This window comes from Curvibacter sp. AEP1-3 (genome assembly GCF_002163715.1).
GTDB lineage: Bacteria > Pseudomonadota > Gammaproteobacteria > Burkholderiales > Burkholderiaceae_C > Allorhodoferax.
Genome location: NZ_CP015698.1, coordinates 3174145 through 3193758 on the forward strand (window position 1 = coordinate 3174145; position 19614 = coordinate 3193758).

General features: G+C 52.3%; 18 protein-coding genes. 8 read left to right on the forward strand and 10 right to left on the reverse strand.

Features of this window, described 5'->3' with window-relative positions; translation table 11 throughout:
• Nucleotides 1–1214 precede the first annotated feature (1214 nt).
• Entirely contained in the window at nt 1215–1619 is a 405-nt protein-coding gene (locus AEP_RS14895) for a hypothetical protein (protein WP_087496106.1), read from the forward strand.
• Nucleotides 1620–1894: 275 nt separating this feature from the next.
• On the opposite strand, the gene AEP_RS14900 is transcribed toward AEP_RS14895, so the two are convergent.
• From AEP_RS14900 to AEP_RS20750, 8 genes are all read right to left on the reverse strand, one after another.
• Entirely contained in the window at nt 1895–3298 is a 1404-nt protein-coding gene (locus AEP_RS14900) for a hypothetical protein (RefSeq protein WP_087496107.1), read from the reverse strand.
• Nucleotides 3299–5153: 1855 nt separating this feature from the next.
• Nucleotides 5154–5447, reverse strand: a complete 294-nt coding sequence (locus tag AEP_RS14915) for a hypothetical protein (RefSeq protein WP_087496110.1) — start codon at nt 5445–5447, stop codon at nt 5154–5156.
• Between the two features lie 374 nt (nt 5448–5821).
• Nucleotides 5822–6208, reverse strand: coding sequence for a hypothetical protein (locus tag AEP_RS14920; RefSeq protein ID WP_087496111.1), 387 nt, complete (start codon nt 6206–6208; stop codon nt 5822–5824).
• A 289-nt stretch (nt 6209–6497) separates the two neighbouring features.
• Nucleotides 6498–6836, reverse strand: coding sequence for a hypothetical protein (locus AEP_RS14925; RefSeq protein ID WP_087496112.1), 339 nt, complete (start codon nt 6834–6836; stop codon nt 6498–6500).
• A 121-nt stretch (nt 6837–6957) separates the two neighbouring features.
• Entirely contained in the window at nt 6958–7308 is a 351-nt protein-coding gene (locus AEP_RS14930; protein ID WP_157673182.1) for a hypothetical protein, read from the reverse strand.
• Between the two features lie 1275 nt (nt 7309–8583).
• On the reverse strand, nt 8584–8841 hold the full coding sequence (locus AEP_RS14940; RefSeq protein ID WP_087496115.1) for a hypothetical protein: 258 nt from the start codon (nt 8839–8841) through the stop codon (nt 8584–8586).
• 118 nt (nt 8842–8959) lie between these two features.
• Nucleotides 8960–9409, reverse strand: a complete 450-nt coding sequence (locus tag AEP_RS14945) for a hypothetical protein (RefSeq protein ID WP_087496116.1) — start codon at nt 9407–9409, stop codon at nt 8960–8962.
• Nucleotides 9410–9503: 94 nt separating this feature from the next.
• Nucleotides 9504–10205 (reverse strand): hypothetical protein, encoded by a 702-nt coding sequence (locus AEP_RS20750; protein ID WP_157673183.1) that lies wholly within the window; start codon nt 10203–10205, stop codon nt 9504–9506.
• Nucleotides 10206–10385: 180 nt separating this feature from the next.
• On the opposite strand from AEP_RS20750, the gene AEP_RS14950 reads away from it, so the two are divergent.
• Nucleotides 10386–11009, forward strand: a complete 624-nt coding sequence (locus AEP_RS14950; protein WP_087496117.1) for a tyrosine-type recombinase/integrase — start codon at nt 10386–10388, stop codon at nt 11007–11009.
• Between the two features lie 428 nt (nt 11010–11437).
• On the opposite strand, the gene AEP_RS14955 is transcribed toward AEP_RS14950, so the two are convergent.
• A complete protein-coding gene (locus tag AEP_RS14955; protein ID WP_087496118.1) occupies nt 11438–12373 on the reverse strand; it encodes a sugar kinase in 936 nt (311 codons plus the stop codon).
• Between the two features lie 3 nt (nt 12374–12376).
• Nucleotides 12377–12766, reverse strand: a complete 390-nt coding sequence (locus tag AEP_RS14960) for a RidA family protein (protein WP_087496119.1) — start codon at nt 12764–12766, stop codon at nt 12377–12379.
• A 115-nt stretch (nt 12767–12881) separates the two neighbouring features.
• On the opposite strand from AEP_RS14960, the gene AEP_RS14965 reads away from it, so the two are divergent.
• From AEP_RS14965 to AEP_RS14990, 6 genes are read left to right on the forward strand one after another with little or no spacing between them, the layout of a single operon-like run.
• Nucleotides 12882–14486, forward strand: coding sequence for an ABC transporter substrate-binding protein (locus AEP_RS14965; protein WP_087496120.1), 1605 nt, complete (start codon nt 12882–12884; stop codon nt 14484–14486).
• Between the two features lie 6 nt (nt 14487–14492).
• Nucleotides 14493–15443 carry an ABC transporter permease gene (locus AEP_RS14970; RefSeq protein ID WP_087496121.1) on the forward strand — a complete coding sequence of 317 codons (951 nt, stop codon included), beginning with the start codon at nt 14493–14495 and terminating at the stop codon, nt 15441–15443.
• Nucleotides 15440–16297: an ABC transporter permease gene (locus AEP_RS14975; RefSeq protein ID WP_087496122.1), complete on the forward strand. Its 858-nt coding sequence runs from the start codon at nt 15440–15442 to the stop codon at nt 16295–16297. Before AEP_RS14970 ends, AEP_RS14975 begins: the two co-directional genes overlap by 4 nt.
• Nucleotides 16294–17352, forward strand: a complete 1059-nt coding sequence (locus AEP_RS14980) for an ABC transporter ATP-binding protein (RefSeq protein ID WP_087496123.1) — start codon at nt 16294–16296, stop codon at nt 17350–17352. Before AEP_RS14975 ends, AEP_RS14980 begins: the two co-directional genes overlap by 4 nt.
• Complete coding sequence (locus AEP_RS14985) at nt 17349–18344, forward strand: ABC transporter ATP-binding protein (RefSeq protein WP_232459841.1); 996 nt, start codon at nt 17349–17351, stop codon at nt 18342–18344. Before AEP_RS14980 ends, AEP_RS14985 begins: the two co-directional genes overlap by 4 nt.
• Nucleotides 18341–19612, forward strand: coding sequence for an amino acid deaminase (locus AEP_RS14990; protein WP_087496124.1), 1272 nt, complete (start codon nt 18341–18343; stop codon nt 19610–19612). Before AEP_RS14985 ends, AEP_RS14990 begins: the two co-directional genes overlap by 4 nt.
• The last annotated feature ends 2 nt before the right edge of the window (nt 19613–19614 follow it).

Sequence of the window (19614 nt, forward strand, 5' to 3'; positions counted from 1 at the left end):
AACCAGTGACCGATTTTTCTAGCTACCCGAGGGAATTGGACCCTACTAGATTTCCATTTTCGAAAACATAAAGCAGAGATAAGGCAATGTTGAAAGCTGGCCCCGAGGCGACTATCGACCCTAAGCGGTCCTCCACAGTCCTGGATTAGCTACCCAAAAGCGGACATCCGATCTGTTACAAATGAGGCGGGCTTGTCGAGGTCGCCTGTGCAGCGGAAGCGGTCGTTTGCGAATGCCGGCCTACCGGAAGCCAAGCTGTGCGCAAATCCGTTATCAGTCACAGACTATTTAGTCACCACGAGTTCAGACACTTAAAAATATTAACCGAATGGGTGACGCCTCGTCTAAAAAACGAGTCATTACCATTGCGATTTGCTTACGCCAAACCACATGAAGTTTTCTGCCGTTTCGAAGCTCGCTTGGAATAGAAAGTCTTTCAAGATCGTTTCATTGATTACAGCAGTGATCTTTGGTTATCCATTGCTCCTCGAAAGCGCGAATTACGCAATTCCTGAAAGGGCGGAGCTAACTGTGATTGAGGGCGAAATTTCTGAAATAAGAGGTAGAAGTCCCCACATTACATTGGTACTTCAAGATCAAAGTACCTTGAACGCGGAATTTCCCGTGCAGTCATTTGCCAGAGGGCACCATGATGACACTGAATTTTTTTACTCTGTTGATAGCGGAAATTTTCAAAGCTGCAAAAAGGTTGCTATACGGGGACAGTACCTTAAGTTTTACCCCCTCAAACTTTGGCGAATTTGGGAAATTGAATGCATAGACAATTCATTTCGAGTTACCTATGAAACCGTGGTGAGTTACTGGGCTGCTAAGCGAAATTACGTGCTCATTCCGAAGATAGTAATAGTGCTTTTTTTCGCTTTTCCAATGCTCTTTCTACTAGCATTGGACGCCCGTAGGCTTCATCGGAATGCTTCTAACGAAGTACCATCTGAGTGAGCTTTTCGGGTCGGTTGTAAAGAAGTCTTCGAATCCTTGATGGCCCCACCGCTTATGCAGCGGCTAGTAATAAATCGTCCATCCAGAATTACGGCACCAATGTCTGCTGCGAAGCAGGCAAATTAGTGATAACGACGACAGCTCTCAGCCTGTTGGAGACTCAGCTTTGCAGCGATAGCGGACGGTCGACAGCGATTTCCAGTGAGCTATAGTTCTTTGGGGTTCACCCATTTAAACAATCGTTAGGAGTCCGATTGGGTTTCCTTGTAATACTTCTGGCCCTCGGCTTAAGTATCTTCGTAACCGCAAGGATCTTTCGAGAGAAAGGTAGCGTCTGGAGCAAGTCTGCTTGCTTTTTGATCATCTTCCCCTTCGCTTGGTTCGCTCTTACGATCGTTACTTCCGGAGGGCGCAGTTTCGGTTCTGCGATGGCGCTTTTTCTCGCGCTCATGATGCTTGCCGTTGCATTGCCATTTAGCTTGATCTTTTGGATGATCGGCGCCCGCACCACAATAAGAGGCCAAGTTTCTGCTGGCCTGAAGATGCCTGAGGACTTATCTGTCAATTACCGTTGCGTCGTCTGTACAACTCCAAATCATCCGACCAACAAATATTGCACGGAGTGCGTGTCGCCATTGATCTCAGATTCAAAGGCGTGAGGTGTGTATTTTTCTAAAGAACAGGTTTTTTACGAGGTGCATAGATTTGCAGCCAATTCAGATAGGCGCAAATTGCCTTTGCTCATCGCCTACGTCAGACGTTACAGCCGATCTTTCAGGGGCATCTTTGGAGCGCGATGTAAGCCCGCTTTCAGCCTGTTGACGCCGCGGCTTCGCAGTGAATGCTGTCATAGGTTTTTGTGGCTGTGGCAGATTGGTGGTGTCCATAAAGGCGAAACTTGCACCGGAAGGAGCCGTGAGAGCCAAGAGTCAACTCAACTTGGTTCCTTCGATTCGAGTGCAATCTCGAACCGCTCCATCGGGACTGTAGGCCGATCTATGGACGCTCCGGGCCTGTGAGAAACAAGGCGAATCCGCCAGCCGCTTTTACTCGCTCGGGCGTCCTCCAATGCGTATAGGTTCGTGTGCTGGCTCACGTTCGCACGAGCCTGGAGTACTGCCCGCCCATCGAGGCTGATGACGTCTACGTTTACACCGGTGTCGTTGCCGAGAACCACTAAAACACTGTCCTCACCGCAGGCGACTGCCTGTATGTTCTCCTTAGTTTGCAGGCTCCATTGCAACGTTCGCAATTCGCGCCAATCGTTTGGGTTAAGCACTACTGAGGATGGGCAACCAAGGAGATTGCGCTTGGTGTCTGTCAATTTAAAGTCGCTCGGCAAATCTAAAGAATGCACTGGCAACACTGCCCTGTGGCTCTCGCCTGAAGCAAGGCTAGATCCAGGTTGCAAAACAGATTGAACGAACTTCAGTGCAATGGCCCCTACCCAACCGTGACCATCTTCGATCATCCCTTGATAGAACGTCTTTCGCGCGATGATCTCGCCGCCGTCATAGATCGTTACCGTGGACCGCTGCACTTCGCCTGGCCCCCCTGGATCCAATCGATACGATTCGACTGCTTCATGGACGATGCTGCGCACAGGACTTACGCCCGGTCGAATGATCCACCCACCACCGGGCAACGATTCATGCGTGTGCCCGTCAAGTACGAAAAATTTGTAGTTGCTCTGCCGCAAGTACCCATCTTCCAGCAGCGGATAGTGGCGAAGCGGAACGCCCGAGCGTCGAATTTCGATGCCTTCAACATTTGATACTGTGCGGCTGATCGTGGGGCCCGGAAACTTCATGGTGCGCGCCGTCAAACCTACGATCGCAATGGCGCAGGAAAGCGCGACTGCTAGTTTCCAGCGGTCCTTCAGTATTACTATAGACGTGCCTGAATGCCCTAGTTCTGAACGTTTGACCGCGATGTAAAGAAGCACGAATGACAGTAACCAAAGCCACATAGCCGGATACTTGACGACGTCGCCCAACGCCGGGTTTGGATTTCCAACAACGAGCGCAATGCAGTTGAAGAGCAATGCTCGACCTACCCAAGTAGCGTTAGCCGATTTCAAATTCTCGAGGGGCCATAGACGTACAAGATTGCCCAGAAAAATGAGGTTTGTTAGCGGCGCCAAAGCGAGAAGGGGAGAAAAAAAAATAGCGAGCGGAAAGGTCATCAGGCCCTTAACCGCAAACTCACCACCCAGAATCCAACCTTGAGGTGCGCTCATTGCGGGCAGGAAAAGACTCGCTATCCAACACACGAGCGCCAGAGGTCCCAGCAAGGGCGGCACACTATCGCTTCTGTCGGCATAGGTCGGCTGATTCATGTAAAGCCCTGAATGTTAAGCAAGCAAATGGCGAATTGCCGGTTAAATCCGCCGCCCACTACAGACTTGATAATTCGGAGTAATCGAGCTCACTTTCGCGGTAGATGTGAAGTTTATGCCCCCCACTGACTGGGACCCCGGTGAACCTCCAGTAACCCGACATTCGCGACAAGCAGCTCCCACCCCACACCTGCGTTAAAACGGAACGGCGTGGACGTCAGGAACCAGCCTGATTCAGACATGACGGCAACAGGCTGATTGTGGGCATTGGCGTCTAGGTGACCGCCAACATAACTTGGTAAGCGATTGGAAGAGGTGTGAGCGCAATCAATAAACCCGCGTCACCTTTGCCCCTTGAGCATAAATAAAGTGCTGCGATTGAGGCAATCGCAATACCGCTATAACCCCACCATCGAACACTTTCCACTACGTCTGATGCTCCGTTTCCACCTGTAAAGATAAAAGAAGCGAAGTAAAGCACGACGCAATTGATAGTGGCAATTAGATATACGCCAAATGAATCCATAAAAGGGGCATCCATTCAAGTGGAGAGACGTCTGACTCGAACTTGCAAGCATAGCATTGGCGTCATTCTGCAGAACACTCATACTGTTGGTTGTCCCATCCATTGGGTATGGCGACAAATGACCGCTTCCGCTGCAAAGCTGAGACGTCTTCAGGCTGAAAGCTGTCATGCGTATGGCGGCGGCTCGTCAACTCGGCGAAGTTCGTTAGGCATAGGGATGACTTTTGGAGCCTCACCGGCCAATCCATACAACTCCACGCCACTCAGGATGCCACCACTCTGAAAAATGAAAGCTCCGGAAAGGTGGGCGTCATCTCCAATCAGATAGTCGCCGATGATGTGAACCCCGGGAGGCGCTTCCGGCAGGCCCCTAATTTTGAAGTTGAAGCTTGCGCAACCACACGGGCAACGCCAACTCGTAGCTTCAGCGCGCAACAGCTGGTCGACATACATCGATGCTTCGGCAGAGCCGTTGTCAAGCATCCATCGGGCAAGATTCATTTCGTCGTCAGTCAGCGGGCGAGTTGGAGTCATCGGCTTCGTAATAAGTATTCAGGCGAAAGTGTGATGGTTGGTGTAATCCTGCAGGCCAAGGCTGAGCGCTTCTCGCGCTTTGGGGGTGAAGTTGCAAACATCCGCTCCCGCTGCAATGTCGAGGCGCCAACAGGCTGATTGCAGTCTGTACCATCGCCTCGAAGCAGTCACTCAAGTGGCACGTCAACGTGAAAGGTCAGCGGGCGGCAATGCACTTTTGACTGACCTGTTACCCGTCTCAGCGATTGCGGGCATTCAGCCACCTCTTTTTCTGCGATCACGTGAGGCTAGCCACATAGCACGGGCACCCTTCCCAACTAATACTGCGATTAGCGCACCCGGCGCGACTAGCATCATGATGAGCACGCCCCACCCCGCACCCATTGCGAATGCCTCTGAACTCTTGAACCCACCTACGGAGGCAATGAAAAGTACGTACGAAATAGCCGTACTAGCAAAAAATAACCGGATCGCACCAAGGCCGAAAGCCGCCCCCCCCATTGCAACCGATAGGACCAAGACTATCTGATAGAAAACAGGTGTCGGTGTACCAAAGTTCAAGCGGGTTCCCTTGCCGTTGTGAGGTTTTCGAATGGTGTGAATTGAAGTCACGGGATCGTATCCAAGTAGACGTCGCGGATGTAAGTCTGCTTTCGCTGACGGATTGCAGACATTAGGTGCGCTTCGAAGCTGTCGTCAACGTCGAAGGCAACCAGACCGTAACACTCGCAGCGTAGCCGCCTGCTGCAGTTGCGGGTCCGTGATGGACGACCAGTTATGCGGTGCCATTTGACGCTATTGCCGCGATTCGCTTCGCAACAAGACGAGCACCAAGATGCCGAAAATGTTGAGACAAGGGACCAGAAGAACCCACCATCCGGAGCGACCTTTCGTCTTTACATAGAACCAGCACAAAGCTAGCAAAGCAATGGCCGTCAACGTGCTCAAGACGGGCAAAGCAAGCGCCACCCCGCTTCCGACCGCAGCAGGTAGTAAATGCCCCCAAATGAACGCTGATGACACCACCAGCAACAACATATAGAAGGCCAATGCGCTTAAGTTCCTACCCTTTTCATAGGTATCAGCCATCTCAGCCTCCGTGAGTAATGGCAACTTCTGAGCCGCTAGGCCAAACCGCCAAAAAACCTTCGAAATATCATGTGCGTTTGTACAGGTATACAAATTCGGACAAACCCCGCACTTTTTAAGTAATGGAGTGAACCAGTTATCTCACGATTTTTGCGCCTCGGAACTAGCTTGAACATCCCCCAATCGGGTGTTTTTGTGAAAGGCAGCATACACTGCGAAGCCGAGGCGCCAACAGGCTGATAGCTGACATTGCCGCCGCCCGGAAGGTGTCACTCAAATGGCACGTTAACGTTTGAGATGAGGGGCGGCGCCCCGCTCGCCGGGTGACGTCCTCTCGATTGAAGGGTTAGGCGACTGCCAGAAGTAGACGATGTTCATGGCCACGCGTTGCGTTCGACGACTGGTAGCCCGCAGACTGGTTCATTTCGGAAAATCGCAACTGCCTGTTGAAGCAAGGAAATGACATTTGACCGATCGGGTGCCTCAAACTTTCTATCGAAGTAGATCTCAACCCTATCCGGCCCATCCGATCGTTGCACGAGTTCCCATACGTTGAAGCATTTCCCGGCAACGTAGAAGTTCATGCTGCGGTCTGGATAGTCCGAATAGTGGATTGGATGAGGAATGAGTGCACTGCGTGAGTCGAGATCAAAGATCAGATCTCGGCCAATCGGGTTTGTCTTCTCGTCTTCGGTCAGTCCCTGGAACAAAGATAAGTGGTTGAAGATTTCAGTACTGCAGATGTCTTGGACGAATGCCATCGTGCCGCCTCACTATTGATATATCCCGCGCTTTTGCGGAATAACACGGGAACCAACCGGATAACTTGGTACCCAAGAATTGGAATTCATCATGCAAATCAAACGGTTACGACAATGGTCTAGATGGATGTACAGGTATATCAAATACGACAAAGTCGGCAACTAGCTTTTCTCAGCTTGACTAGGCTCCGTTCAAATTGAACGTAGGTTGCGAATGTTCGCTTCCGCCGCAAAGCTGAGACGTCTTCAGGCTGATTGCAGACTTTCAAAGTATTTGTTGGCGTATGAATTACCCTGCATCTTTCCCGTAATCCTTTGGCGCAGCTCTGGCTCTACGAACCCTTACATAGACAAAGACCCAAATACAAAGCTGCGACAAGGCAACGACCAAGAGCATGCCGATGCCAACTGAGTAACTCTTGCCAGAAGCGCTTGGCGCAGCAGCAAGCAAAGTAATCATGATGAGCAAAATTCCAAAGCCCCAAGCCCACCGTTGACCCCGAAAGTTTCGCAAACGCAAAACTTCACCAAAAGACAGTGTTGTCATTGGATTAGAGCCAAGCGTCTCGAACTCGAAGAGGAATGGGATTGAAGCAAAGAGTAGGATGATGAGGAAGCCGACGTTCATTTCAAGTTCGGTGGATATCGCTGGTGCAGCCTAAGTGTCGATGATAGGTAAGAATCAGTCGTCGCCTGCCTATCACACGAGGGGACCTTCGTGTCTGCTTCCGCTGAAAGCTGAGACGTCTTCAGGCTGAAAGCTGTCGTGCGTTTGGCGGCGGATCGTCATCTCGGCGAAGTTCGTTGGGCATAGGGATAACTTTTGGAGCCTCACCGGCTAATCCATACAACTCCACGCCACTCAGGATGCCACCACTCTGAAAAATGAAAGCTCCGGAAAGGTGGGCGTCATCTCCAATCAGATAGTCGCCGATGATGTGAACCCCGGGAGGCGCTTCCGGCAGGCCCCTAATTTTGAAGTTGAAGCTTGCGCAACCACACGGGCAACGCCAACTCGTAGCTTCAGCGCGCAACAGCTGGTCGACATACATCGATGCTTCGGCAGAGCCGTTGTCAAGCATCCATCGGGCAAGATTCATTTCGTCGTCAGTCAGCGGGCGAGTTGGAGTCATCGGCTTCGTAATAAGTATTCAGGCGAAAGTGTGATGGTTGGTGTAATCCTGCAGGCCAAGGCTGAGCGCTTCTCGCGCTTTGGGGGTGAAGTTGCAAACATCCGCTCCCGCTGCAATGTCGAGGCGCCAACAGGCTGATAGCAGCGGTTCAAATTGCTTCAGCAGCGAATTCTTTTCGATATATCTCGGGACTCGAGCGCGATGCATTTTTAGCGCGTTCACGCGTCAAGATCGTAAAGAACCCGTCTTGTCCAGCGGTGCAAATGAATAGGAAATAAGTACCGTCTATTGCACGATAAATGCGATGCGTTTGATAACCAAAATCGCTGTCCTCGTTCACAGCTCTCACCAAATGAGCATTTCTGAACTCGGGGTGTGCAGCTACACGTGCCTGAAAAGCAGCATCCACTAGAGCTTGGAGTGTTGAGCGTTTCATTCTTTTGAGGCTTACACCAAAAATCTTAGAAATTGACGCTTGAAAAGAGCATTGGACCACCTCGATTCATATGCTTTTGAGTGTCCGCTTCCGCTGCGAAGCAAAGAAGACAAAAGGCTGGAAAATGAAGTTAAACGTTAGTGTTAACCGGCATTCATTGGCATTGACTTACACAGCTTTGGTTGGTCAATCGCACATTGCGGCAGGGCGCCTGACCGCATCGAACAAACCGTTAGATTGCATTCGGCCCCTTAATGTTCTTCACTAAGATACTCACTGGGCGAACCAATGAATAAATCCAGAGCCCGAAGGCGCATGCCGAGCCCAAAAATAGGGTGCCTAAGCTTGTGATCATTAGCCCTATCACGGGGGACATTGCTAGCCCACTCACGCCGGTCAGTTGCTGCCCGTTCCAAGTGATCGTCGGCGCCCCGAAAGCAGCCAGCACTCCGAAAAAAACACAGAGTGGCAGAAAGGTGCAAGCCATTCCTATCGCAGCGAGCTTGAAAACCGTTCCTGCGCTTAGGCGTTGAATTGTCAATTCAGTGAACACAGAACCTATCCTTAATGCAATCTAAAACAATGAATCCAAGCTTACTTGAGGTTACGTTGGAGGCCACAAAATAAACAGTGAGCGAACATGAGACGATTCTCATGTGTGAATCGGCCACCGAATATCCCCTATTCGGGTGAATCCACACTCTGTCTCGGCCCAGCGAAGCGGAGGCACAAGAAGGCTGATAGCAGACACCGACGGCTCTTCGCAACGGGCGGTGGGAGCCGCCTGTTAGGAATGTAAATGGAGCTCATACTGGGTCAAGATCATTGGGGAAAAAGCTGGCGCGCTCCCACTCTTCATCTGTAAAGTCTCTGGTTAAGTCACGACGGGCCCAGGCGCGGTTTAGGTGTGAGAACACATGTCCCAAGTCCACCCTCAAATTTGCACTGTCGTAATCTGGAGCGGAATTGATATCCGCAATTAGTTTCGCCAAATGCTCGTTGGCGTCCTCCAGCTCTTGCATAAATGAAGACCATTCGACTGGATTTACTTCTCTGTCAATCATTGCAATTCCGAATGTTGTTCGTGGGGTTGAAAACCCCCGCAGCAGATTTCATGTCGCAGTTGAGGCGCCTGCAGGATGAAAGCAGTCATCCCATCTTCTTCAAAGCGGAAGTTCAACATTAGAGACTCCAATATCGTCTTATCTGATCCATCGATAGTGGTGACTCTCTCTGCGCATCAATTAAAAGAAAGCCTCTATTTGACGCCCAGGCGAACATCAGTTGCGCCATCTCTAATCCTTCTATATCTGCCGGAAAGTGCAACCAAGCGAGTGGTTGTCCAAACGCATCGGCCAAAAACCTACATGCACTCAATGGGTCGTTTTGATCGTGCCTAAGGTTGTGCTCTGTACAAAACTCTTGAAAAGCTTGTGTCGTGACTTCACCGCGCGAGATGGAAGTTTCAAGATTTGATATGTCCGTGGAGTCGGGAAGAAAACTTAGTCCAAGTACAACGTCATCGGGGAGACTTGTTGATGCCCTGCACTCTTCTGCAATGAGCTTACCGTCAAATGGCATTTGCGCCTCAAGAGGGCGTGACCACAGCTCTAGGTCGACGATGCGCTTCATGTAATTCAATTCCGAACATTATTTGAGGCATCTAAAGGCTGGAAGCGGTCTTTCACCGAGTTCCAAACCGGACGTAGGACTTATAAGAAAGCAGTCAATCCGTCTGCTTTACCGCCGAAACGTTTGAAGCATCGACTTCAACCGTTCTGGGGGTGCGTGCAATAACATTAGGTTGAAAAAGTGATGCACCACAGCAAGTACAACGTTCTGCTGAAACATCGTTCCTACACGCGCAGTCGCGACAGGTGAGCTCGCGCTGAGGATTCAAAGGGCCTGAACCTTTACCAAAATATATTGGTGAAACGTTAATGGAATTGCGGGCCAAAACTCCGCAAATCGCGCCTGCAAAAATAGATGGAATAAGTAAAAAAGCGAAACCCTCTGGTGACATTCGGTAAACGGGGGCAACAAGTTCCACCAATAGTGAAAGGAGTGCCCCGCCTGAACCAGCCAGAACGCCCAATATCGCTGCCCATGACTTGGTTAGTTCAGGCTCGTGAAGGATACGCCTTTGGATAGTTGTTAGTCCGATAAAGAGACCTGCTGCGATGGTCGCTGGAATCAATCCAAAGAGATGTACAAAAGGTAGTCCGAGAAGGACGAAAGGCCCAAGTTTAAAAATGAAGGTTAGGCATCCAAGGATTGGGCCAAGCAACGCGAAAATCGCGACGACTCTCTTCATTGGTAGCAATAATTTGCCGATTTCATTTTGACTCGGTTCAGATTGTAAGAAGCCTGGGGAACGGCTGTTTTCGCTGCATTGTGTCAGTCGGCCGGTACATTGAATATCCCCCAAATGGGGGATGCCGCGACATGTCTGCTATCGCTGCAATTCTGACGTTGTTTAGTCTGTCAAACCATCCCTCATTCGAGTGATTTTTCCTTTCAGGCATCGAGTGGGTGCGTATTGACGGAGCTCTTGAACTTCGTCCTGTCAGTGACCAGAGTTTGAACCCCTCAACTGAAGGAGTTCATCATGGAAGCACACTCAGACACAGCACACAGGGAGCCTTGGAACAAGGGAAAGATCGTTGGCCAAAAGGCGCCCCTGCGCCTTAAAGACATCTGGGCCATCCGAATCCGCCTTCAACTTGGTCACCGCACTCGTGAGTTGGCCATGTTTGACCTGGCCTTGGACAGCAAGCTGCGCGCCTGCGACTTGGTGAAACTAAGACTGCGGGACATTGCCCAAGGGGATCACATCAGTGCCCGTGCAATCGTGATGCAGCAAAAGACGTCCCTTCCTGTCCAGTTTGAGATCACGCAACCAACCAGAGAGGCGGTCTCGAATTGGATCAAGGAGGCGGGCCTGAAATCTGAAGATTACTTGTTTCCTTCTCGGGTACATGACTCACCGCATATCGGAACGCGGCAGTACGCCCGCATCGTTGATGGTTGGATCAATGAAATCGGATTGGATCCTTCTGCCTATGGGACACACAGCATGCGCCGAACAAAGGCAACGTTGATTTACCGACGTACCAAGAACATCCGAGCGGTGCAATTGCTCCTAGGGCACACTAAGCTAGAGAGCACGGTTCGCTATCTGGGGATTGAGGTGGAGGACGCTCTGGAGATGGCGGAGCAAACGGAAGTTTGATCAGCACCCACTCTGGGATCTTGAGGGTCCCACGGAGAGTCTGATTCATCCGGGTGCTGGAAAGCGGACATTCACCAAGATCCGCAACTGGCCCTTAGCGGCTGTCGACCCAAAGCAGAAGTCGACAAGCTCGGACTCATTGCTCGATAACAGACATTCACCGCTGGCTTAGTGAGCGGGTACGATGGACAGCCGGTATGCAGCGGAAGCTGTCGCTCACGAATGTCGGCTTTCTGAGAGTTAGCCTGTGTGCCTGTCAGCGGGCAGTCGTCGACTTCACGTTTGCCGCGACTACGGTCGTTCAGATGTCGACCTTGACGGACTCCAGATGGCCCATTGCGACTGTTAGCAATCAGGGTACGGGGGGGCTTGTAGCCCAAGGACGATTAATTTCGGGACAAACGCCCCCCCACTACAAAGCACTCCCTTTAGACGTACATTGCCGCCTGCACCTGTGCGCGTGTGGGTAGCGGAGCGACCGCACCGTATCCTTGAACCGCGAGTGACGCGGCTGTATTGGCATATCGGACTGCAGCTAGCGGAGCGTCCCCTAAAGCCAGACGAGCAAGAAAATTTCCGTTGAAACTATCCCCTGCTCCAGTGGCGTCGACTGCCTTAACCACTCGACCAGGTACACGGTGGCGTCCGGCTGCGAGGTCACTAAATAGCACTCCGTCTTTGCCCATCTTGACGACCACAAGGCTTGCACCACGCGCATGACCCCAGTCGGCGATGTCGTTTGGTTCACTCAAACCCATTAGGGCTTGCATATCGTCCACACCGGGCAAAAAGACATCGCAAAGACCCACCGCATGTGAAATAGATGCCTTTGCCCGCTCAAGAGGCCAGAGTTTGAGGCGCAAGTTCGGATCAAACGCTACCCTCCCGCCTGCGGCCCGGACAAAGTTCATGGCCTGCACCGCCGTGTCGAATGCCTGGGGAGAAATTGCTAGTGAGATGCCTGACACAAGCAAAAGTTTGCTTCGCTTTAGCAACTCAGCTGCGTGCCTATGCAACCATTTTGGTGTCATGCAGCTGGCCGCTGATCCTTTGCGCAAGTAGCTAAATGAATGCCCTTGAGGGCCATGCGTTACAAAATAGAGGCCTGTAGGTTGTTGCGTATCTCGCTCCACAGCTGAGGCATCTACGCCTTCATTTGCCCAAAGACGCAAAAGTTCGTCGCCAAACGTATCTTCACCCAACCGGGAAAGATAGGCTACGCGAGCGCCCGCACGAGCTGCCGCAATGCAGGAGTTGCTTGTATCTCCACCAAAGCCCTGCAGGTAATGCGGTTGCCCGGGTTGAGTCTGGTTAAATTCAACCAGAGCCTCCCCGAGTGCCACCAAGTCCCAAATCGACTCCATGACTCAGGCTCGTGGTTTGTAGGCTGTCACATCAATCTCTACTTTCGCATCAATCATGAGGCGCGACTCCACGGTTGAGCGTGCTGGTCGGTGCTCACCGAAGCACTCCATGTAAACCCGATTAAAGCTGCCAAAATCGCGCGCATCTGCAAGCCAAACGCTCACCTTGGCGACGTCTGCGAGTGTGCAGTCAGCTAGTGCCAATGCATCGCTTACACGCTTGAACACTTGACGCGTCTGCGCCTCGATGCCACCCACAATAACCTGTCCCTGGTCATCAGTCGGAACTTGACCAGATACGAATACAAAGTCCCCGGCACGTGTTGCGGGGGAAAGAGGACGAGCCAAGCGGTCCGAAGAAATTGGGGACTGACCTAGGGTTTCTACTGTCATTGATTTTCTCCTTTAAGTAAAGAATTTACACACTTTAAACCTGAATGGCAATTTATCCCCGCTATTCTGGCATTGAGCGTGCTTTTTGTGTAATCTTATTACTCCAAGGTGTTAAATGCAAACTTCTGAAATCCATCAGGTCAAAACGCTGGCAGCGACTACAAATGGCACTCGCCGAGTCCTTCTGAAGGCCTCAGTATTGGCCACGGCCCTCCTAGTAGGTGGCGCATCTGCATGGGCCCAAAACAGTGCTATGCCCAAGGGTGGTGCAGTGAACTTGGCCATGGTAGGAGAGCCACAAGGCTTGGATCCGATGGTCAGCACAGCTGACTTGGTGGGCACCATCATGCAGCACGTCTATGAGCCGCTCTACACATTCGATGGCAACTGGAATATTGCCCCTATGCTGGCTGAAAGCCTGCCTACAGTCTCCAAGGACGGCTTGACATACACAATCACTCTGAGAAAGGGCGTAAAGTTTCACAATGGCCGCGAACTGACAGCGGATGACGTCGTGGCCTCTCTGCAACGCTGGATGGAGCTCTCACCACGCGGCAAAGCAGTGGGTAAAGAAGTGGCATCTTTAAGTGCCAAAGGTTCAATTGGCGTCGAGCTAAAGCTTAAAAATCCCTACGCTCCTTTGTTGGCTCAACTAGCGTTGCCAAGTGGGATGGCTGCAATCATGGCCAAAGAGAGCATCGCTCCTCAGCTCAAGGATTTCATCGGCACTGGTCCCTATAAATTCAAAGAACGCCGCCCCGATCAATTCACTGTGCTGACTCGTTTTGATGGCTACACCGCAAGAAAGGAACCCTCTAGCGGCTATGCCGGCAAGCGCGAAGCCATCTTGGATGAGTTGCGCTTTGTGCCTGTACCTAGTGCAAACACACGTGTAGAAGGTTCTCTATCTGGCCAATTCCACTACGCAGACCTCCTACCTGTGGAGGCCATCGGGCGGGTAGAAAAAGGTGCGCCCGCGGTCGTACCTATCGTGACCAAGAACTTTGGCTTCCCATATATCGTCTTCAACACCAAAGAAGGGGTACTGGCAAATCAGCCGATGCGCCGCGCTGTACAAACAGCGGTGGGTACCGGCGAGCTGATGGCTGCGGGCTTTGGAGACAACCGCTTTTTCACCGTAGAGCCAAATTTTTTCCCTAAAGGAACACCTTACTACTCGGACGCTGGAAACAAACTCTATAACGAGCGCAATCCCCTTGTTGCCAAAGACTTGGCAGCCAAAGCTGGTTACAACGCGGATCAACCAATCCGAATCATGGCGAGCCGCCAGTATGAGTTCCACTACAACATGGCTTTGGTCATGTCTGAGCAGCTCAAAAAGGCGGGGTTTAAGACAGACTTGCAGGTAGTTGACTGGGCTACCCTTGTTCAACGTCGCAATGACGCCAAGCTCTGGGATGTTTACTTCACACACTCCGGACTCTTGCCCGAGCCGATGCTCTCCCCACCACAATTGGGTGATGGCGCACCAGGATGGTGGGACTCAGCTGCCAAGAAGTCCACTCTGTCGGCCTTCAACCAAGAAACCAACCCTACCAAGCGCGGCGCGCTATGGGGCAAAGTTCAGCAAGTTGTCTATGAAGAAGTTCCCTTCATTGAAGTGGGCAAATTCAATAGCCTTTCTGCGCGTTCGGCAAAGCTGCAGGGCTACACGCCTGCGGTCTGGCCGTTCTTCTGGAACACAGGTTTGAAGAACTGACCACAAATGATGCGATTTCTATTGAAACGCTTGGGCGGCGCCTTCGTGGTGCTGGCCCTGGTGGCGGTGCTGGTGTTTTGCCTCACGCGTCTGGCCTCCGGGGACCCAGTAGCCTTGCTATTGGGTGACCAGGCCACTGTTGAAGACATTGCCGCCGCTCGGACTCAGTACGGGCTGGATAAGCCCTTACCTTTGCAGTTCGCAATCTGGATGGGGGAAGTGCTGCAAGGCAATCTTGGCACTTCGCTTTTCCTGCAAAGGCCTGTTGCACAGGCTTTGTTGGAGCGGGCTGAACCAACCCTTTTCCTTGCTTTGTTTGCAGTTGGAATAGCAGCGCTTGTGGGAGTTCCTTGTGGAATGGCTGCTGCAATCTGGAGAGGCAGCGCTGCAGACCAAGCGGTAAGCAGCGTAGCGATGCTTGGAGCCAGCGTCCCAAGCTTTTGGTTAGGCTTGATCTTGATTCAGCTCTTTGCTGTCAAGCTGGGCTGGTTTCCAGCTTCGGGTTATGGCGACCCTACAGCCACCTTGGGTGAGCGCCTGCAGCATCTGCTCTTACCAGCGCTTGTTTTGGGCATGCTCAACTCTGCGCTCATCATCCGTTTCACCCGTGCGTCCATGTTGGACATTTTGGGTGAGGACTATGTGCGCACTGCACGCGCAAAAGGGCTCCCCGAGAGCACCATCATGGTCAAGCATGTACTACGCAACGCACTTGTGCCTATTGTCACGGTGCTGGGTTTGACCATGGCTTTAATGATTGGCGGCACTGTAGTAACCGAGACTGTCTTTAATCTCCCAGGGGTGGGTAATTTGGTTGTACGGGCTGTACTTCGCCGGGACTACCCAGTCATTCAGGGCACCCTGCTCGTGATTGCTGGAATCTACGTCTTCATCAACCTTGCCATCGACTTTCTCTACACGCTGGTGGACCCCCGCATCCGCCTGGAGGCGCAATGACCCCCACCCGTTTTCAACCGTTGATTCGCACTCTGCGCCGCTTGTTTTCACGAAAAGTGGTGCTGGCTTCTGCCATGCTTTTAGTTGGCGTAGTGGGAATGGCGTTGCTATTCCCCGCGGTATCGTCCGCAGATCCGAATGCATTGTCCATTGGCGAGCGGCTGCACGCCCCCTCATCTGCCCATTGGGCCGGTACCGATGAGCTTGGACGGGATGTGATGCTGCGCATCATTCATGGCGCGCGATATTCATTGCTGATTGGCTTTGTCACTGCAGCTGGAGCTGTGCTACTAGGCACATTGCTAGGTATGTTTGCTGGATTTTTCCGACGACTTGACGCACCGCTAATGAGAGTTGTGGACGCCATGATGTCCTTCCCCGACATCTTGTTGGGTATTGCATTGGTATCCATTTTGGGAGTTTCGTTGTGGAATGTGATTCTGGCCCTCGTCATTGTTTACACCCCGCGTGTAGCTCGAGTAGTCCGAGCTACTACCTTGGTGCTGCGAGAGCTCCTGTTTGTTGATGCAGCGCGAGCATTGGGTGTACGAACACCACTCATTTTGTGGCGTCACATCTTGCCCAACTTGATGTCGCCCGTCCTCGTGCAGGTGACCTTCATCTTTGCTTACGCCATCTTGGCTGAGGCAGGCCTGTCGTTTCTAGGCGTGGGCGTGCCACCAGACATCCCCACTTGGGGCACCATGATTGCTGGCAGCTTGGACTATGCCGACAAGGCCTTCTGGACCATCTTCTCACCGGGCGTAGCGATTGTTCTCACGGCGCTCTCCTTGCAAATGCTGGGCGACGGCGTGCGTGACTTGCTGGACCCTAAACTGAAAAAGACCGTATGAGTTCCTCAGAAAACCCGTTGGCAACAAAGTCTCCAAGACTTGAAGTCCGTCATCTTTCGACCTCGTTTGCGACCGACGGCGGGCGGATACAAAGCGTAGCTGATGTCTCCTTTTCCGTTGAGCCCGGGCAGACCCTCGCTTTAGTGGGCGAGTCCGGTTCCGGAAAGTCAGTCACTAGTCTGACTCTCATGGGTTTGCATGCCCGTACCTCTCAAGCGCAGGTAACAGGTCAAGCATTGTTCATTCAACGTGATGGCCAAACTGTCGACTTGTTGAACATGCCTGAGAGCCGAAAGCGAACCCTGCGTGGTAATGAAATGGCGATGATCTTCCAAGAGCCCATGACCAGCTTGAACCCGGTGCTGACGGTAGGTGAGCAGATTGCAGAGGCGGTCAGATTGCACCTGAAGATGGACAGAAGCACAGCTCATGCTCATGCGCGTCGTATGTTGGAGCTGGTAGAAATTCCAGCCGCCGCCCAGCGCGTGAACGAATATCCACACCAACTCTCCGGAGGAATGCGCCAGCGCGTGATGATTGCACTTGCCATGGCATGCAACCCCACACTGCTGATTGCTGATGAGCCAACCACTGCCTTGGATGTCACTATTCAGGCTCAGATCCTCGCACTCATGGGACGGCTCCAAAAAGAAACTGGAATGAGCATGCTCTTTGTGACACACAACCTAGGTGTAGTCGCGCAGTACGCGGATGCGGTTGCTGTCATGTATGCAGGCCGCATTGTGGAGTCAGCACCGGTTCATGACTTGTTTGCCAAACCGGACCATCCCTATACCCGTGGTTTGCTAGCCTGCTTGCCCGGTGTGGCCCGACGCCGTGAAATGACAAGTCAAGCCAATATCGAAAATGCTCCACGCCGTCGATTGGTGGCGATTGCCGGACAGGTCTCAAGCCCGCTGGCCCCACCGCCGGGTTGCGCTTTTGCTCCACGCTGCATCAGCCGCCAGACAGATTGCGAAACCAATATGCCTACCCTCGTATCAACCACAGCTCAGCGCCGCGTGCGTTGCATTCATCACGAGGTGCACGCGTGAGCACAACAACAATTGGCACCAAACCACTGTTGGAGATCCAGTCTCTACGAAAGTACTTCGGCACAGGAAGTCACCCGGTTCGGGCGGTAGACGATGTGAGCTTCACCATCTACCAAGGTGAGACTTTGGGTCTGGTCGGCGAATCCGGCTCAGGAAAAAGCACCATAGGTCGACTTTTGACACGCTTGCTGGACCCAACCAGTGGGAACATGCATTACAACGAAGGCGAGCTCAAGCACAACTTGGCTAAGCTTTCTCAAAGCCAGTATCGGTCGCTACGCTCAGAGATTCAGATCATTTTTCAAGACCCCTACGCCAGCCTCAATCCGCGTATGCGAATTCGTGATGTGTTGGCCGAGGCCTTGGATACGCATGGCTTAGCCAAGGGAGTTGCACGTCAGCCACGCATTGAGCAACTGCTACAACAAGTGGGTCTTCGCCCTGAACATGCCGATCGTTTTCCGCACGAATTCTCTGGAGGTCAGCGCCAACGCATTGGTATAGCGCGCGCATTGGCAGTAGAGCCTCGGTTTATCGTGGCTGATGAGCCTCTCTCAGCTCTCGATGTTTCAATTCAAGCACAGGTAGTGAACTTACTCGGAGAGCTGAAAGATCAATTGGGCCTGACACTACTCTTCATCTCACACGATTTAGACGTAGTGGAGTATCTGTGTGACCGCGTGGTAGTCCTTTATCTTGGACGAGTCATGGAGATTGCCCCTACTGAAGCACTCTATGCAAACCCGCAGCATCCCTACACCCGTGCACTGCTTGCAGCCGCACCGATCCCCGACCCAGCACAGCGGCGCAGTATTCCTTTGCTTCAAGGTGACCTTCCCAGCCCTGCTAATCCACCCACGGGTTGCGTGTTCAGAACGCGTTGCCCTATTGCTGAACACAGATGCGCTAGTGCAAATATGCAGCTGGTCGAGGTACAACCTGGGCATTTGAATGCCTGCTGGAAAACCGCAAACATAACGGATACCAAATGAGCAACGACTTTCTTCTTAATCAGCAATTTAAAGGCTTCCCTACTGCGGCCCAACCGTGTCTTGCCTCAACACTCAAAAGTAAAGAATGGAATGTGCTCGACGGTGATCTGCCTTACCCCGCAGCTGTGTTGCGTAGTGAAGCTCTTGAGCACAACTTGGCATGGATGCATGACTTTGTGACTCGCAAGGGTGTTGCTTTTGCTCCGCACGGCAAAACCACTATGTCACCAGAATTGTTTTCTCGCCAACTACAGGCAGGCGCATGGGGGCTGACATTTGCCACGGTGTACCAATTAAGTGTAGGGGTGGAAGCCGGAGTGCGGCGTGCCATCATTGCCAATCAAGTCCTGTGTGATGCGGACTTGGACGGACTAAACGCACTGATCAAGCATTTCCCAGCGCTTCGTGTTTGGTTCCTGATCGACTCACTTTCGCAGCTCGCATCTATTGAAGACTGGGCAAAACGCCGGAATTCAACTCATCGATTTGACACGCTCTTGGAAATTGGTGTGCCCGGCCAGCGCACAGGGTGTCGCACTTTGGAGGAAGCGGTGACGCTGGCTAAAGCCATAGCCTCTTCATCTGCAGTGCAGCTAGGCGGTGTGGAATGTTACGAGGGCGGTGTAGCTCGTTGTGACAGCGAGCACGATACCCGAGAGGTAACGGCACTTGTACGCCGGGTCACAGAGGCTACTCGCCAATGTGACGCACTTGGCCTGTTTTCAGATTCGGAAATTATGCTCACTGCTGGCGGTTCGGCAGTATTTGATTTGGTAGTGCCCCTACTTCGCACACAAGGGATGTCTAAACCAGTGCTGGGTGTCTTGCGGTCTGGTTGCTACATTACCCACGACCACGGCAACTACCGGCGATTTCTTAAACATGTGGAGCAGCGAGAAGGCCTGGACGCTTCTCTACGTCCTGCGCTCGAGGTTTGGACTATGGTTCAGTCAGTCCCTGAGGCAGGTCTTGCCTTGTTAAGTGGTGGCCGCCGCGACCTCTCTTATGACTTGGAAATGCCCATCCCTGTGCGCTGGGCTCTCAAGGGCAGCCGCCAAGCAAATGAAACGCCTGCGGATTGGACTGTGACTGCCCTCAACGACCACCATGCTTATTTACGCTACGACCCCAATGGTCCAGCACCTGTGGTGGGAGATAGGGTCGCTTTAGGCATTTCTCACCCATGCACCACTTTTGATAAGTGGCGTTGGCTACCGCTTGTGAATGAAGACTTTTCAATCACAGACGCCATCAGCACTCGCTTCTGATT

What these genes read in the sequence shown, in the direction of transcription:
- AEP_RS14900 (WP_087496107.1), bottom strand. Translation starts at nt 3,298, where the DNA reads ATGAATCAGCCGACCTATGCCGACAGAAGCGATAGTGTGCCGCCCTTG.
- AEP_RS14915 (WP_087496110.1), bottom strand. Translation starts at nt 5,447, where the DNA reads ATGGCTGATACCTATGAAAAGGGTAGGAACTTAAGCGCATTGGCCTTC.
- AEP_RS14920 (WP_087496111.1), bottom strand. Translation starts at nt 6,208, where the DNA reads ATGGCATTCGTCCAAGACATCTGCAGTACTGAAATCTTCAACCACTTA.
- AEP_RS14925 (WP_087496112.1), bottom strand. Translation starts at nt 6,836, where the DNA reads ATGAACGTCGGCTTCCTCATCATCCTACTCTTTGCTTCAATCCCATTC.
- AEP_RS14930 (WP_157673182.1), bottom strand. Translation starts at nt 7,308, where the DNA reads ATGAATCTTGCCCGATGGATGCTTGACAACGGCTCTGCCGAAGCATCG.
- AEP_RS14940 (WP_087496115.1), bottom strand. Translation starts at nt 8,841, where the DNA reads ATGATTGACAGAGAAGTAAATCCAGTCGAATGGTCTTCATTTATGCAA.
- AEP_RS14945 (WP_087496116.1), bottom strand. Translation starts at nt 9,409, where the DNA reads ATGAAGCGCATCGTCGACCTAGAGCTGTGGTCACGCCCTCTTGAGGCG.
- AEP_RS14950 (WP_087496117.1), top strand. Translation starts at nt 10,386, where the DNA reads ATGGAAGCACACTCAGACACAGCACACAGGGAGCCTTGGAACAAGGGA.
- AEP_RS14955 (WP_087496118.1), bottom strand. Translation starts at nt 12,373, where the DNA reads ATGGAGTCGATTTGGGACTTGGTGGCACTCGGGGAGGCTCTGGTTGAA.
- AEP_RS14960 (WP_087496119.1), bottom strand. Translation starts at nt 12,766, where the DNA reads ATGACAGTAGAAACCCTAGGTCAGTCCCCAATTTCTTCGGACCGCTTG.
- AEP_RS14965 (WP_087496120.1), top strand. Translation starts at nt 12,882, where the DNA reads ATGCAAACTTCTGAAATCCATCAGGTCAAAACGCTGGCAGCGACTACA.
- AEP_RS14970 (WP_087496121.1), top strand. Translation starts at nt 14,493, where the DNA reads ATGATGCGATTTCTATTGAAACGCTTGGGCGGCGCCTTCGTGGTGCTG.
- AEP_RS14975 (WP_087496122.1), top strand. Translation starts at nt 15,440, where the DNA reads ATGACCCCCACCCGTTTTCAACCGTTGATTCGCACTCTGCGCCGCTTG.
- AEP_RS14980 (WP_087496123.1), top strand. Translation starts at nt 16,294, where the DNA reads ATGAGTTCCTCAGAAAACCCGTTGGCAACAAAGTCTCCAAGACTTGAA.
- AEP_RS14990 (WP_087496124.1), top strand. Translation starts at nt 18,341, where the DNA reads ATGAGCAACGACTTTCTTCTTAATCAGCAATTTAAAGGCTTCCCTACT.